General features: G+C 73.4%; 13 protein-coding genes, 1 tRNA gene and 1 pseudogene. 5 read left to right on the top strand and 10 right to left on the bottom strand.

What is annotated here, in order from left to right; all coding sequences use genetic code 11:
• Both ABT247_RS12950 and ABT247_RS12955 read left to right on the top strand, forming a co-directional pair.
• Entirely contained in the window at positions 1-1344 is a 1344-nt protein-coding gene (locus ABT247_RS12950) for a putative T7SS-secreted protein (RefSeq protein WP_350741961.1), read from the top strand.
• 18 nt (positions 1345-1362) lie between these two features.
• Positions 1363-1851, top strand: a complete 489-nt coding sequence (locus ABT247_RS12955) for a SitI3 family protein (RefSeq protein ID WP_350741963.1) — start codon at positions 1363-1365, stop codon at positions 1849-1851.
• 354 nt (positions 1852-2205) lie between these two features.
• Here ABT247_RS12955 and ABT247_RS12960 read toward each other — a convergent pair.
• The 3 genes from ABT247_RS12960 to ABT247_RS12970 all read right to left on the bottom strand — a co-directional run bounded on the left by ABT247_RS12960 (position 2206) and on the right by ABT247_RS12970 (position 3557).
• Positions 2206-2345 (bottom strand) — tRNA-OTHER (locus tag ABT247_RS12960).
• 23 nt (positions 2346-2368) lie between these two features.
• Positions 2369-3100 (bottom strand): DUF7873 family protein, encoded by a 732-nt coding sequence (locus ABT247_RS12965; protein ID WP_350741965.1) that lies wholly within the window; start codon positions 3098-3100, stop codon positions 2369-2371.
• Between the two features lie 61 nt (positions 3101-3161).
• Positions 3162-3557 (bottom strand): hypothetical protein, encoded by a 396-nt coding sequence (locus ABT247_RS12970; protein WP_350741967.1) that lies wholly within the window; start codon positions 3555-3557, stop codon positions 3162-3164.
• A 237-nt stretch (positions 3558-3794) separates the two neighbouring features.
• Between ABT247_RS12970 and sigJ the strand changes: the two are divergent.
• Positions 3795-4641: pseudogene (gene sigJ, locus ABT247_RS12975) on the top strand (RNA polymerase sigma factor SigJ).
• A 239-nt stretch (positions 4642-4880) separates the two neighbouring features.
• Positions 4881-5990 (top strand): hypothetical protein, encoded by a 1110-nt coding sequence (locus ABT247_RS12980; RefSeq protein ID WP_350741969.1) that lies wholly within the window; start codon positions 4881-4883, stop codon positions 5988-5990.
• 102 nt (positions 5991-6092) lie between these two features.
• Here ABT247_RS12980 and ABT247_RS12985 read toward each other — a convergent pair whose 3' ends face one another.
• From ABT247_RS12985 to ABT247_RS13015, 7 genes are all read right to left on the bottom strand, one after another.
• Entirely contained in the window at positions 6093-6992 is a 900-nt protein-coding gene (locus ABT247_RS12985) for a Gfo/Idh/MocA family protein (RefSeq protein WP_350741971.1), read from the bottom strand.
• Between the two features lie 159 nt (positions 6993-7151).
• Positions 7152-7841 carry an O-methyltransferase gene (locus tag ABT247_RS12990; protein ID WP_350741973.1) on the bottom strand — a complete coding sequence of 230 codons (690 nt, stop codon included), beginning with the start codon at positions 7839-7841 and terminating at the stop codon, positions 7152-7154.
• A gap of 87 nt (positions 7842-7928) precedes the next feature.
• The gene (locus tag ABT247_RS12995; protein WP_350741974.1) at positions 7929-8612 is read right to left on the bottom strand and encodes a DedA family protein; all 684 of its coding nucleotides are present in this window, start codon (positions 8610-8612) and stop codon (positions 7929-7931) included.
• A gap of 287 nt (positions 8613-8899) precedes the next feature.
• Positions 8900-9769, bottom strand: coding sequence for a class I SAM-dependent methyltransferase (locus tag ABT247_RS13000; RefSeq protein ID WP_350741976.1), 870 nt, complete (start codon positions 9767-9769; stop codon positions 8900-8902).
• 183 nt (positions 9770-9952) lie between these two features.
• Positions 9953-10747, bottom strand: a complete 795-nt coding sequence (locus tag ABT247_RS13005; RefSeq protein ID WP_350741987.1) for a spermidine synthase — start codon at positions 10745-10747, stop codon at positions 9953-9955.
• Positions 10748-10800: 53 nt separating this feature from the next.
• Positions 10801-11772, bottom strand: coding sequence for an alpha/beta hydrolase (locus ABT247_RS13010; RefSeq protein WP_350741978.1), 972 nt, complete (start codon positions 11770-11772; stop codon positions 10801-10803).
• Between the two features lie 186 nt (positions 11773-11958).
• Positions 11959-12852: a helix-turn-helix domain-containing protein gene (locus ABT247_RS13015; RefSeq protein ID WP_350741980.1), complete on the bottom strand. Its 894-nt coding sequence runs from the start codon at positions 12850-12852 to the stop codon at positions 11959-11961.
• Positions 12853-13040: 188 nt separating this feature from the next.
• On the opposite strand from ABT247_RS13015, the gene ABT247_RS13020 reads away from it, so the two are divergent.
• Positions 13041-14123: an NAD(P)-dependent alcohol dehydrogenase gene (locus ABT247_RS13020; RefSeq protein WP_350741982.1), complete on the top strand. Its 1083-nt coding sequence runs from the start codon at positions 13041-13043 to the stop codon at positions 14121-14123.
• Positions 14124-14207: the final 84 nt, after the last annotated feature.

Consider the following 14207-nt stretch of genomic DNA (forward strand, 5'->3'; position numbering starts at 1 on the left):
GTGGCGAAGGAACTCGGGGAGACCTCCGACGCCAAGGAGCTCATACCGGGCGACCCCGAGGCGGTCGGATCGACCGCCGCGTGGCTGAAGAGCTACGGCGACACCCTGCACTCCACCGGTGAGGGCCTCAAGCGGATCGACACCACCGACGGGTGGACCGGTCAGGCCGGCGACGCGTTCCGGGCCGCCTTCAAGGGCGAGCCGCAGAAGTGGCTGGAGGCGGGCGACTGCTTCCACGACGCCGCCACCGCCCTGACCACCTACAAGTCGACGCTGGAATGGGCGCAGGGCCAGGCCAGGGACGCGATCCGGCAGTGGGGTGAGGCCCAGGCCGCGACGGCCAAGGCCAAGACGGAGCACGAGGCGCAGGAGAAGAGCGAAGGCCGCAAGCTGCCGTTCACCGATCCCGGCGACGCCACCCGGACGACCGCCGAGAACACCCTGAGCAGCGCGCGGAGCCAGCTCAAGACCGCCGGCGACACGGCGGCCGACGCGGTCGCCAAGGGCCGTGACAAGGCACCCGAGGAGCCGGGCTGGCTGGACAAGGTGGGCGACTTCTTCTCCGACGCCGGGGACTTCCTGGAGGACATGGGCAAGACCGCCCTGGCGGACCTGGAGTCCATCGGCAACGCGATGGTGCACGATCCCGGCGCGGTGCTGGAGATCGCGGGCGGCCTCGGCCTCGCGACGCTCGGCGCCGGCGGCGAGATCCTGGGCGTCGGCCTGGACCTGACCGGTGTGGGCGCGGCCATCGGCATCCCCGTCAACGTCGCCTCGGCCGGCGTGATCGCCACCGGCCTCGGCATGGCCGGCATCGGTGCGGCCCAGATCGCCCAGGACGCGATGGGCCCCGACCGGGTCCAGATGGAGGGCAACGGCGGAGGCGGCGGAAGCAGTTCGCCGGACATGCGGACCCAGCCCTCCCGGGCGGCCGACCCCAACGCCAAGCCCGAGGGGCGGGTCACCAACATCCCCAAGAACGCGGACGACACCACCCGGCGCGCGTTCACCCGGGAGAACGAGTCGGCCGACATCCTCGCGAAGAACGGCTACAAGGTCGAGCAGAACCCGGACGTCCCCGGCACGACCAAGAACCCGGACTACCGCGTCGAGGGCGAGGTGATGGACTGCTACGCGCCCACCGCGAAGAACCCCCGCTCCATCGCCACCGGCATCCAGAAGAAGGTCGACGAAGGGCAGGCGGACCGCATCGTCCTGAACCTGTCCGACAGCGACGTCGACGTGGGCGCCATGCGCAAGCAGCTGAACGACTGGCCGATCGAGGGGCTGAAGGAGGTCACCGTGATCGACAAGTCCGGCAACGTGGTCTCCCTCTACCCGTAGCAGAACAGAAAGACGGACATGGCAATCTCCTACAGCCTCGAACTGGTGACCCCGTGGTCCCCTGCGCAGGTCGCGCAGACGCTCACCGGCGTCGCCCGGTCGCTGCGGCTCGTCGACGAGTCCGCGACCGCCGAAGCGCTGCTCGACGACGGCGTGCTCACGGCGTACGGCACCTGGCTCCGCGTGGCCGCGCGCAAGCCCACCCCGTGGGGGGACCCGGAGATCGGCGGCCGGGTCTTCACCCCGACCGTCTCGGTCGTCTTCCGGCTGGGCAAGGACGCCGACGTCTCCGGCCAGCAGGACGACATGACCCGCCTCGCCGACGGCCTGCTGGCGCAGGTGCCCGGCGACGCGGTCCTGCACCTCGACTACGAGGACGTCTGGTTGGTGCGCCAGGACGGCGAGTTGGCGCTCAGCGAGCGTTCCGACTTCTGGCCGCCGAACCGCCTGGCCGGCATCTCGGCGCCCTACCGCCGCCAGAACCACGAGTTCCTCGACGAGGAGTGAGCCCGCCCGCGTGAGCGAGCGCTGAGCAACGCGTGAGCGAGCGAGCGCTGAGCAACGCGTGAGCGAGGGCTGAGCAACCTGCGAGGGCCCGGGAGCGTAGCCTGCTCCCGGGCCCCTGTGTGCCGCCCAATTGCGCACACCGGCACGTTTAAGGGCTGCGGATCAGGCTGAAACCGACGCGTTCTGCCTTTGAACTACCGTGCCACGGAGCGGCACAGACGGGACTTGAACCCGCATTCGTCGATGTTCGTCCGCACCCGGTCGATCCGGTGTTCGGCGGCGAATGCTGAGACTGGAGCGAGAGTCTGAGATTCAGGGGGCCTGCCTCTGCCGGGCTTGGGCTACCCCGGCCGGTGGTGCCGGGGGGAGGATTTGAACCTCCACTGTGACCCCTGGTCAGCTTCAACATCAGTGTCAGCTTTTCGCACCGCGCGCAGCGCACCCGCCAGGAGTCCCCTGGCAGGGTGCCGACGCGCCCGGTGCACCCGCCCGGCTCCCCGGGCGGGCGATCATGAGGCTACCGGAACAGGTAGCCGAAGACGGCGTCGCCCACCCGCTGGTCGGTGACCTCCACCGAATTGGCCTCCTCGCGAGCGAACTTGACGGCCTGCTGGAGCTTCTCCACCCGCTCCGCGAGCTCGTTCACCCGGCGGGCCGGCAGCGCGCCGGAGAACTTGACCGTGGTCCAGTAGCCGACCGGCACGTCCTCGTAGTAGACCTCGACCTGGGCCGGGTGCTTCTCCGTCGCCTCGGCCTTGACGTGGTTGCGCGGCACCTTCTTGGTGCGGATGGTGCGCACCGGCTCCGTCTTCCACGAGTCGGTGGACGGGTCCAGGTTCCACGACTCGGAGGCGTCCAGCACCGGGAGCTTCCGCACGAAGGTGAACAGGTCGGTGAGCTGCTTCTCCAGGAAGAGCAGGTACGGCACCGGCACCTGCGCGAGGAGCACCTGGCCGTCGACCACCACGTCGGCACGGGCGTCGACATTGGCCCAGTCCTTGGTGGCCGTCACGTCGAAGAGCCGGGTGAGCGTGCTCGCGGTGGACCGCAGGACGTCCTCGGCCTTGAGCTGCACCCGGGTCGACTCCGGCGGGAGCTGCTCGCCCTCCTCGTCCTTCGGCTGGTAGGTACGGGAGATCCCGGCCAGGAGCGCGGGCTTCTGCAGGTCCTGGTGGGCCTGCGTCAGCTCCTGGAAGGACTTGGACTTGACGCCCTTTTCGACGGCGATGATCTGGTTCAGCTTTGCCACGCCGCGGACGCTATCAGCCACCGACTGACCGGCGACAGCGGATTTCCGACCGCCGGCGGACTCAGTCGGTGCGGCGCGCCAGGGCCAGCACGCTCAGGCCGAACATCAGGACGCCCAGCGGGAGGTGGACCGCCGGCACGTGCGCGATGCCGAGCACGACCTGCACGGAGGCGAGGACCAGGAAGCCGGAAGCCTCCCAGACCGGCCGCAGCGGGCCGCCGCCGGGCTTCCACGCCAGCACCGCCGCGAGCACGTACAGCATCGACGCCGCGTACATCACCCGGGCGCCGACACTGTGCAGCGTCTCCCCGTACGAGGTGGTCAGCAGCAGCCCGGCGGAGACCGCCTGCGTGAAGGTGGTCAGGGTCTGGAGCGCGATCGCGATCCGCAGGAACGGGAAGCGGGACGGGAAGCGGGACGGGAAGCTGCGCGGGGTCGTCGTCGGCTGTCCGGCCATGGTCGCGGTCCTCTTTTCCGCCCGGGGGCAGTGGATCGGTAGGGTCTCACCGGTCCGACGAAGCGGGCCCGCGAAAGGTAAGGCGCGGAGGGGGGCGGGGGCATGGGGACGACAGGATCGCCAGGGACGCCGGGAGCGCCGGAGACGCCGGCAGCGCAGGGGACGCCGGGAGCACCGGAAGCCGTCGCCGACGGGGTGTCCGGCGAGCGGCGCCGACTGCTCAACATCGCCTACCGCCTGCTCGGCTCACTGGCCGAGGCGGAGGACGCCGTCCAGGAGGCCTACGCACGCTGGTACGCGCTGCCGGCGCACCGCCGGGCGGAGATCCTCTCCCCCGGCGCCTGGCTGACGACCGTCACCGGCCGGCATCTGCCTGGACCTGCTCGGCTCCGCGCGGGCCCGGCGGGAGCGCTACGTCGGCGCCTGGCTTCCCGAGCCGCTGCCCGACCGCGCCGAGCTGGGCCCCGGGCGCGGCGGCGGCCTCACCGACCTCGCCGAACAGATGGTCCTGGACGAGTCGGTGGCCATGGCCTTCCTCGTCGTGCTGGAGTCGATGACACCCGCCGAGCGGGTGGCGTTCGTCCTGCACGACGTCTTCCGCTACCCCTTCGCCGAGATCGCCGACGTGCTCGGCCGCACCCCCGCGGCCTGCAAGCAGCTGGCGTCCTCCGCCCGGCGGCGGGTGGGCCCCGCACCCGCCCCGGTGACGGCGCCCGGGCAGGCCGAGACCGTACGGCGCGTCAAGACGGCCTGGGAGAACCGGGACATCGCGGCCCTCGTCGCCGTCCTCGACCCGGCCGCCGTGATGACCGCCGACGGCGGCGGCATGGTCGGCGCCGCCCTGCACCCGGTCGAGGGCGCGGCGCGCATCGCCCAGTACATGGTCGCGATCGCCGACAGGGCCCCCGGGCTGGAACTCGTGGAGCTGTCGGTCAACGGCAGGCCCGGCCTGGTGGCCCGGCGCGACGGCGTCGTCATGACGGTCGCCTCCTTCGACGTCGCGGACGGCCGGGTCGTCCGGATCTGGGCGGTCCGCAACCCGGAGAAGCTCGGGCCGTGGCTGACCGACGCGGCGGAGGCCTGACCGGCCGGCAGAACCCCGCCCCCGGACGCTGAGCGGACGGCTGCGCCGGGCCAGGGCTGGAGCCGAGGCCGGAGCCGGGGCCGGAGCCGGGACGGCCGCCGACCGGTGTGATCATGGTCTCAGCGGGTCCGCGGTGAACGGGCGCGAGCCGTGCGACGGCGGTGCGCCGGCCGTACGCCGCGCCACGTCGGCGGTGCCCGGCCGCACCAGCGCTCCCCTCGACCGCCAGAATGACCTCCATGAGGTTGATCCACACGCTGCTCGGCGTGTTCGTCCTGCTGCTGGTCGTCGGCAGCATCCTGCGCACCCTGGTCGTCCCCCGCGGGCTGTACTCGGCGCTGGTGCACCGGCTCTGGCGGGTGCTGCGCACCGCGCTGCGCGTCTGGGCCACGCCGTTCGGCACGTACCGGGCGCAGGACCGCGCCCTGACCTGGCTGGCACCGCTGGTGCTGCTCGGCATGCTCGGGGTGTGGCTCAGCGGCATGCTGATCGCCTACACCCTGCTGCTGCACGGCACGTCCGGGCTCGGCTGGTCGACGTCCATCCGCGAGGCCGGATCCAGCCTCTTCACCCTCGGTTACGCCAGCGGCGAGCGGCTGCAGCTGTCCGCGATCGACTTCATGGCCGCCGCCAGCGGCCCGCTGGTGATCGCCCTGCAGATCGCCTACCTGCCCACCCTCTACGCCGCCTACCAGCGCCGCGAGACCGAGGTGACGCTCCTGCAGTCCCGGGCCGGGGAACCGGCCTGGGGCCCGGAACTGCTCGCCCGTCAGTCCCTGGTCGACACCGAGACGGCCCTCCCCCAGCTCTACCGGGACTGGGAGCGGCTGGCCGCCGACATCGGCGAGAGCCACTCCAACTACCCGGTGCTGCTGTCGTTCCGTTCCCCGCAGCCCAACCGCAGCTGGGTGGTCGGACTGATCGCGGTGATGGACGCGGCCGCCCTCCACCTCGCCCTCTGCCCGCGCTCGGCTCCCGCCGAGGCCCGCCTGGTGATCCGGGCCGGCTTCACGGCCATGCGCGACATCGGCCGCTCCCTGCGCGTCCCCTTCGACCCCGACCCGGACCCGGCGACCCCGATCCGCCTCAGCTACGCCGAGTACCTGGCGGCCGTCGCCATGATCACCGCCGCCGGGTTCCCCCGCGAACGCCCGGTCGAGGACGCCTGGAAGCACTTCCACGGCTGGCGGGTCAACTACGAGTCGCTCGCCTACGAACTGGCCCGCCGCAGTGACGCCGTCCCGGCGCTGTGGACCGGACCACGCGACTTCCGGGCCCCGGTCATCCCCCCGGCCCGGCCCACCGACCGCCGCCCGGACGCCCCGGGGCCCGAGCTGCCGTCGGCGTGACCGGTCCGGTACCGCGCGGCCCGGCACCGCCCGGTCCGACACCGCGCGGTCCGACACCGAGCGGCCCGGCACCGCGCGGTCCGACACCGAGCGGAGGCGAGCTCAGAGCGCCACCGGGCGGCCGTCGGCCAGCGAGCGTTCCGCGGCGGCCAGCACCTCCACCACGCGCAGCCCGAAGTCCGCGCCGCAGGGGTGCGGCTCGCCGGTGGCGGCGGAGGAGCGCAGGGCGTCCAGGGCGCGGTGCAGGGCGGTCGTCGGGCTCTCGCCGCGCTCGGGCAGCTGCACCACGCCGTGCTCGCCGCGCAGTTCCATCGCGACCCCGCCACCGGCCCGCGGGGCGGTCAGGCTGAGCGCGAGGGTGCTGGAGGCGCCGCCGGCGTGCCGCAGGACCAGGTGGACGGTGTCCAGCGGCCCGGCGACCGCCGTGACCTCCGTCGGCTCGCCCAGCACCGGCAGCAGGACGGACAGCGCGTGCGGGCCGACGTCCCACAGTGAGCCCTTCTCCCGGCGCCACGACGAGGCCGCGTACGGGCTGGTGCTGCCCGGGGCGAACACCGAGCCGAGCCAGTCCGAGCGGCCGGTGAACCAGCCGCCCAGCTCGGCCTGGCGCTCGATCCACGGGATCTGCTCGCCGCCGAAGCGCACCGTGAAGAAGACCACCGAGGCGACCTTGTGCTCCCGCACCGCCTCCGCCACCGCGCGGGCGTCCGGCACGGTGAACGCGACCGGCTTGTCCAGCAGCAGGTGGCAGCCGGCCTCGGCGGCCCGCACCGCGAGACCGGCCTGGACGGACGGGGGCAGGGCGATGGAGACGGCGTCCACGTCGGCGAGCAGCCGGTCGAGGTCGGCGTACCCGGGCACGCCGTGCGCCGTGCCCAGCGCCTCGGCGGCCTCGGCCCGGCGGCCCCAGACGCCGGTGAACTCCAGCCCGGGGTGCTCCGCCAGGGCGGGCGCGTGCACCCGCTCCGCCCAGGGGCCGGTGCCCAGCAGTCCGATCCGCACGATGTCTCCGTTCGTCCTCGTTCGTCGTGTTCCGGCCCGTGCCGGTGAGGGCCGGCCAGGGCCGGTGGGGGCTCCGTGCCGGTGGGGGCCGGCCAGTGCCGGCCAGGGCCGACCTCCACCCCGGCCGTCGCCGGTCCGTCGCCTCTTCGCTACCCGCACTCAGCCCTGTACGCGGGCCAGCGTGAAGCCGTCGTAGCCCTTGCTGCCGACCGTCTGCACCGAGGTCGCGGTGACCCTCGGCTCGGCGGCGATCAGCTCGTGCAGGGCGCGGGTGGCGACGATCGCCGGATCGGTGCTGTCGGCGTCGGCGATCGCGCCGCCGCGCACCACGTTGTCCACGATGATCAGCGAACCGGGCCGGGTCAGCTGGAGCGCGCGGCGGAAGTACTCGGGGTTGCTCGGCTTGTCCGCGTCGATGAAGACCAGGTCGAAGGGCTCCTCGCCCTGCTCCACCAGCGCGGCCAGCGAGTCCGCGGCCCGGCCCTGGCGCACCTCGGCGACCTTGTCCAGGCCCGCCCGAGCGAGGTTGCCGCGCGCCACCTCGGCGTGCCGGGGGTCGAGCTCCAGGGAGATCAGCGTGCCGTCCGCGGGCAGCGCCCGGGCCAGCCAGATGGTGCTGTAGCCCCCGAGCGTGCCGACCTCCAGGATCCGGCGCGCGCCCTGGGTCAGTGCCAGCAGGTGGAGCAGCTTGCCCTGGTTGGGGGCCACCGCGATCCTGGGCAGCCCGGCCGCGTCGGCGGCGGCGGTCGCGGCCTCCAGCGCCGGGTCGTGCCCGACCAGTTGCTCGCAGAAGTAGGCGTCCACGGCGTCCCAGGTGGACTGCTGCGTCGGCGGCGTCGATTGCGTCATCGGGCCCTCCAGTGGTGCACGACCGGCAGGTTCCAGCCGATGCTACTCCGGAGCCCGACGACGCCGACGCGGTACCGCTACGTTCCGTTACTCGGCGACGGGAGCCTGCACGGCTCCTGCGGCCTCGGCGGTCCGAGCGGCCTCGGCCGCCTCCTCCGCCTCGATCCTGGCGTGGGTCTTGGCCGCGCGGCGCTTCATCAGCCACGCCGAGGTGGCGCCGACCACGACCGCCGCCGCCAGGCCCGCCCAGGAGAAGCGCGACAGCCACGGCTCGATCGCCTTGCCCACCTTGAAGACCAGCAGCGTCGTGCCACCGGCCCAGATGACGCCGCCCAGCACGTTGGCGATCAGGAACTTCCAGTACGGCATCTTCAGCGCGCCCGCCAGCGGACCGGCGAAGATGCGCAGCAGCGCGATGAAGCGGCCGAAGAAGACCGCCCACATGCCCCACTTCTGGAAGGACCGCTCGGCGGTCGCCAGGTGCGAGGGCCCGAAGTGCTTGGGGAACTTGCGTCCCAGCTTCTCGAAGAGCGGCTTGCCCCCCTTGCGGCCGATCGAGTACCCGATCGAGTCGCCGATGATCGCGCCCGCGATCGCGCAGGCCGCGATCCCCCACGGGCTCACCACGCCCTTGACCGCCATCAGGGACGCCGTGACCAGGGCGATCTCGCCGGGCAGCGGGATGCCCAGCGATTCGATGCCGATGATCAGGCCGATCAGGGCGTACACCGCCGTGGGCGGGACGCTCTCGATCCAGGCGTCGATGTGCAAGGCCAGTACCTCCGTGGCAGGTCGGAACGGGTGCCGGCCCGTGCTGGAGCCGGCTGCCGTCCCGGCAGTCTTCCGATGGCGGCACCAGGCCGCTCCCCCGAGTCCTCCCGGTCCCCGAGCGCAGCCTAACGTGCCGGGCGGCCTGTCCCCCCGGCCGATCACCGCTGGTTACGACGTACGCCCCCGAGCCATGGTTCCAGGCCGACCGGCGTTTCTTCAAGATTCGGTAAAAAGCGGGCGCCGACGGGCGAGCCAGGCCACGGCCACCGCTACGGCCACGGCCGCCATTACGACGCCGGCTCCGGCTCCGGCTCCGGCTCCGGCTGAGCGGACCGTTCGGCGAAGGTCAGGGCGGTGACGGAGGGACGGCAGGTGGCGACGGGCGGGAGGGTCAGGGCCAGGGGCAGCAGGGCGCCGAGGAGGCCGCGTCCACCGGTGGGCCGCACGTCCCGCACGGAGGTCACCGCCGGACTGGCGGTGCGGAGCTTGTCGCGCTCACCGGCGTCCATCGCCCAGGGCATCGGCGGCGCCTGGTAGCCGTGGGAGCGCATCCGCCCCTCCAGGGTGAGCCGGCTGAACCAGCGCGGTACGGCGTCCAGCACGAGCGAACCGCCAGGGAACCACTCCGCGCAGGCGGCGATCAGGGCCTTCACCCGGGCCGGCGGAAGGTACATCAGCAGGCCCTGGGCGCTGATCAGCACCTCGCGGGTGCGGTCCACCTCCTCGGCCCAGCCCGGTTCGGTGGCGTCGGCGGCCAGGTAGCGCTGGCGCGGGCCGGGCGGCAGGAGCTCCTCGCGCAGCGCCGCCGACTCCGGCAGGTCCACGCTCAGCCACTGGGCCCGTCCGTTGTCCACCCGCCAGTACTGGGTCTCCAGGCCGTCGCCCAGGCAGACCACGGTGCCGCGCGGCTCCCGGGCGAGGAAGTCCGCCACCTCGCGGTCGAAGCAGGCCGCGCGCAGGGCCTGGAGCTGGCCCTGGGTGGCGCTGGTGCCGAACCGCTCGGCGAACGGGAAGTCGATCCGGTCGACCAGCTCGACCGCCTTCGGGTCGGGCAGGACGGTGTCCGGCCGACGCGCCTCCAGCGCCCGGTGCCACAGCGTCCACAGCGCCGTCTCCGGCACCTGCTCCAGCACGGGCCGTTCGCCGCCGCCGCTCATACAGACTCCTTCGTGGATAGCCCCGGCATGAACCCGCCGATTCTGACACCCCGGGCCCGGCGGCCACCGGGGCGACGCGCGGCTCGAGCGACGCTTCGACCATCGCCCCCGGCCCACCGCTCCGCCGCCGCTGCGAACGCCGCAGCCAGCGCCGCAACAGCGGCCGCCGGCGCGGCCGCCGGTTCAGCCCACGCTGAAGGCGCCGTCCGGCGGGGGCGGCGAGTCGGTGGCGTCGGCGTCCGTGACCGGGGCGGTGCGGCCGACCAGCGCGGCCAGGTCCTCGCCCGCCGTGAGGCGGGCCGGGAAGACGTCCCCCGCCAGCCGCCGGCTCAGCTCCGCGACCGGCAGCGGAGCCGTCGAGCCGGCCAGCAGGATGTTGCCGTACCGGCGCCCGCGCAGCACCGGGGCCTCCGCCACCAGGCAGGCGTACGGGAACACCGCCCGCACCGTCGCCGCCTGCGCCCTGGCGAAGGCCAGCGGCGGACCGTCCGCCAGGTTGGCGGCGTAGCAGCCGCCGTCGCGCAGCGCGGTCGCCGCCAGCCGCAGGAACTCCACCGAGGTGAGGTGCGCCGGGGTGCGGGAGCCGCGGAAGACGTCCGCGATCACCAGGTCCTGACTGTCCGCCGGGGTCGCGGCGAGCGCCTCCCGGGCGTCGCCCACCGTCGTGCGGACGTCCGCCCCGGGGCCCTGCCAGGGCAGGTGCTCGGCGACCAGGTCGAGCAGCGGCCCGTCGACCTCCACCACCCGCTGCCGGGAACCCGGCCGGGTGGCGGTCAGGTAGCGCGGCAGCGTCAGCGCGCCGCCGCCGAGGTGCAGCACGTCCAGCGGCTGCCCGGCCGGCGCGAGGGTGTCGGCGAGGTGGCCGAGGCGGCGGGTGTACTCGAACTCGAGGTGGGTCGGGTCGGCGAGGTCGACGTACGACTGGGGGGTGCCGTCGAGCGTCAGCAGCCAGCCGCCGTCCCGGTCGACGTCCGGCATCAGCTTCGCGAAGCCGAGGTCGGTCCGCCGCCCGACCGGGACCGGCTCCTCCGTCACGCGTTCTCCCCCACCGGCCGGACGTCCAGGTAGGCGGCCAGCCAGCGGTCCAGCTCGGCGAACACCCGGGTGCGGGCCGCCTCGCCGGAGAGCACCAGGTCGTGCATGCCGCCCTCGATCCGCACGATGGTCACGTGCCGGCCCAGCTTCGGCCCCTGGGCGGCGATGTCGTCGGCGCGCAGCACGGCGTCGGCGTGGTGCAGCGCGGTGTGCCACTTGGTGGTGGCGATGGACTTCGTCGAGGCCATCAGCAGCACCGGCACGTCGATCCCCAGCCCGTGCCGCAGCCGGCGGTGGCCCTGGTGGATCGCCGACAGCCAGCCCGCGAACAGCGGGAAGCCCTCGGCGCGCTTGAGCGTGAGGTCGAAGTCCCATTCGCCCCGGTGGTCCTTGTGGAGGCTGTGGGTGTAGTGCGGGTTCAGCGCGGACGGCAGGACCCTGGTCGGCGCCAGTCTCCCGAGCGCCGTCACCACGGGGCCGCCGGCGGTGCGGACGGCGAGTCCGGCCGGCATCGACAGGAACGGGCTGTTCAGGAAGAGCCCGTCCACCAGGCCCCGCCCGGCCCGGCGCCCCGCCCACAGCGCGGCCACCAGCCCGCCGGTCGAGTGCCCGTTCACCAGCAGTTGCCGGTGTCCGTCGACCTCGCGGATGATCCGTACCGCCTCGTCGATCTCCTCGTCGTACTCGGTGAGGTCGCGGACGAAGTTCGGCGACTGGTGGGGGCGCAGCGAGCGGCCGTACTTGCGCAGGTCGAGGGCGTAGAAGGAAAAGCCGAGCGTCGCGTAGTGGTCGGCCAGGTTGGTCTGGAAGAAGTAGTCGTTGTAGCCGTGGATGTAGAGGACCGCCCGGTCCGAGCCCGGCACCGTGCGGCGGACCAGCGTCGCGCAGACCGCCCCTTCGGTGTCCGGCCGCAGCTCCAGCTCCGCCGCCTCGTAGGGGGCACCCAGGATGTCTTCCCGAAACTCCATCCGCCCTGACCCGTTCCCTCTGCTCCGCCCGCCTCGCGGCGGGTGACCACCCGTTCCGAGCCCCCGACGATACCGGCCGGTAGGTCGGTCCCGCGCAGCGGCACGGTCCGGGGCGCGGCGGGCCGCGGTCACCCGGTGCGGGTCCCGCGGGCGCCGCCCTCAAGCAGCAGGCCGCGCGCGGCGGGCCTACCGGCTCTGCTCAGCCGCCCGGTCGGGCGCCTCCCCGGACTCCTCCCGCCGCTCGGTGGCCGCCCAACTCGCCAGCAGCCGCAGGGACTCGGCGGACGGGGAGCCCGGCTCGGCGTGGTAGGTGACCAGCACCTGGTCGCCGTCCCCGGCCGGGCGCAGCGTCTCGTACTGGAGGGTGAGCCGGCCGACCACCGGGTGGTCCAGGTGCTTCGTGCCGTGGCCCTTGTCCTGGATCTGGTGGGTGGCCCACAGTCGGCGGAAGTCCTCGCTCTTGACGGAGAGTTCGCCGATGAGCGAGGCGAGCCTGGGGTCGTCCGGGTCGCGACCGGCGTCCAGGCGCAGGATGCCGACCACGTCGGTGGCCTTGGTCTCCCACTCCTGGTAGAGCTCGCGGGCGGCCGGGTCGAGGAAGACGTTCCAGGCGATGTTGCGCTGCTCGGGCGGCATGGCGGCGAAGTCGCCGAGCAGGGCGGTGCCGAGCCGGTTCCAGGCGATGATGTCCAGCCGCCGCCCGAGGACGTAGGCGGGCACGCCCTCCATGGCGTCGAGCAGTTGCTGCAACGCGGGGCGGACCCGCTGGGGGCGGGCGGCGGCCCGGCCGGCCCGGCGGCGGGCGGGCTTGGTGAGCCGGCCGAGGTGGTCGCGCTCGGCCGGACTGAGCCGCAGCACCCGGGCGATGGCGTCCAGGACGGCGGCGGAGACGTTCTCCCCGTGGCCCTGTTCGAGCCGGGTGTAGTACGCGGTGCTGACTCCGGCCAGCTGGGCCAGCTCCTCGCGGCGCAGTCCGGGCACCCGTCGCCGGGTGGTGGTGTCCGGAAGGCCCACGTCCTCGGGCCGCAGCCGGGCGCGGCGGGATCGGAGGAACTCGCTGAGTTCGGTGCGCTGGTCCATGACTGCAGTATGCGGGCGATCCGGCGGGCCGCGGCGCGGGTGAGGGTGACACTGCCATGCGTACGTTCCCCGGTCGTACGTTCCGCGGTCGTACCACCGGGCTTCGTACGCCGGGGTTTCGTACGCCCCGGCTTCGTACGACGATCTCTGGTCTGGTTGGCCTTCCGCCGCCACCGCAGTCTGGGGTCATGGCCAACGAGACGAACGAGAACAACACCACGGGCACCGCCACCCGCACCGTCGCCGCCTACGCGGCACCGCGGCCGGACGCCCCGCTGGAGAAGACGACCATCACCCGCCGGGCCGTCGGCGAGCACGACATCGTGATCGACATCAAGTACTCCGGCATCTGCCACTCCGACCTCCACCAGGTCGGCGAGGACTGGGGCACCGGGATCTTCCCGATGGTCCCGGGGCACGAGATCGCCGGCGTGGTCAGCGAGATCGGCCCGGGCGTGACCCGTTGGAAGGTCGGCGACCGGGTCGGCGTCGGCTGCTTCGTCGACAGCTGCCGGGAGTGCGACAACTGCCAGGCCGGCCTCCAGCAGTACTGCACGGGCGGGGCCGTCTTCACCTACAACGGCACGGGCAGGGACGGCCTGCCGACCTACGGCGGGTACTCGGCCGAGCTGGTGGTGGACGAGGCGTACGCGCTGGGCATCCCCGACAGCCTGCCGCTGGACGCCGCCGCCCCGCTGCTGTGCGCGGGCATCACGCTGTACTCGCCGCTGGCGCACTGGGGTGCCGGCCCGGGCAAGAAGGTGGCGATCGTGGGCCTCGGCGGCCTCGGCCACATGGGCGTCAAGCTCGCCCACGCTATGGGGGCGGAGGTCACCGTGCTCAGCCAGTCGCTGCGCAAGCGCGAGGACGGCCTCGGGCTCGGTGCCGACGACTACCGGGCCACCTCCGACCCGGCGACCTTCACGGACCTGGCGGGCCGCTTCGACCTGATCGTCAACACCGTCTCCGCCGACCTCGACCTGAGCGCCTACATCGGCCTGCTGCGCACCGACGGCACCCTGGTGCAGGTCGGCATGCCGGAGAAGCCGGTCACGCTGCACCCGTTCCCGCTGGCCATCGGCCGCCGCTCGCTGGCGGGTTCGATGATCGGTGGGCTGCCGGAGACCCAGGAGATGCTGGACTTCTGCGGCGAGCACGGGATCGCGGCGGAGATCGAGCTGATCCGGGCCGACCAGGTCAACGAGGCCTTCCGACGGCTGGCGGACGGCGACGTCCGGTTCCGCTTCGTGATCGACGCCTCGACCATCTGACGGACCGACCGCCGGGTCGGCTTCCCGGCGGTTCACAGGAGCCGCCGGGACCTCCGGACGGACCGCCCCGCGCCCCGGTGCTCT

The organism is Kitasatospora sp. NPDC001539 (genome assembly GCF_040298565.1).
Classification (GTDB): Bacteria; Actinomycetota; Actinomycetes; order Streptomycetales; family Streptomycetaceae; genus Kitasatospora.

Coding starts and splice junctions, on each gene's coding strand:
- ABT247_RS13005 (WP_350741987.1), bottom strand. CDS start 10,747: ATGCCGGACGTCGACCGGGACGGCGGCTGGCTGCTGACGCTCGACGGC.
- ABT247_RS12955 (WP_350741963.1), top strand. CDS start 1,363: ATGGCAATCTCCTACAGCCTCGAACTGGTGACCCCGTGGTCCCCTGCG.
- ABT247_RS12970 (WP_350741967.1), bottom strand. CDS start 3,557: ATGGCCGGACAGCCGACGACGACCCCGCGCAGCTTCCCGTCCCGCTTC.
- ABT247_RS12980 (WP_350741969.1), top strand. CDS start 4,881: ATGAGGTTGATCCACACGCTGCTCGGCGTGTTCGTCCTGCTGCTGGTC.
- ABT247_RS13020 (WP_350741982.1), top strand. CDS start 13,041: ATGGCCAACGAGACGAACGAGAACAACACCACGGGCACCGCCACCCGC.
- ABT247_RS13000 (WP_350741976.1), bottom strand. CDS start 9,769: ATGAGCGGCGGCGGCGAACGGCCCGTGCTGGAGCAGGTGCCGGAGACG.
- ABT247_RS13015 (WP_350741980.1), bottom strand. CDS start 12,852: ATGGACCAGCGCACCGAACTCAGCGAGTTCCTCCGATCCCGCCGCGCC.
- ABT247_RS13010 (WP_350741978.1), bottom strand. CDS start 11,772: ATGGAGTTTCGGGAAGACATCCTGGGTGCCCCCTACGAGGCGGCGGAG.
- ABT247_RS12990 (WP_350741973.1), bottom strand. CDS start 7,841: ATGACGCAATCGACGCCGCCGACGCAGCAGTCCACCTGGGACGCCGTG.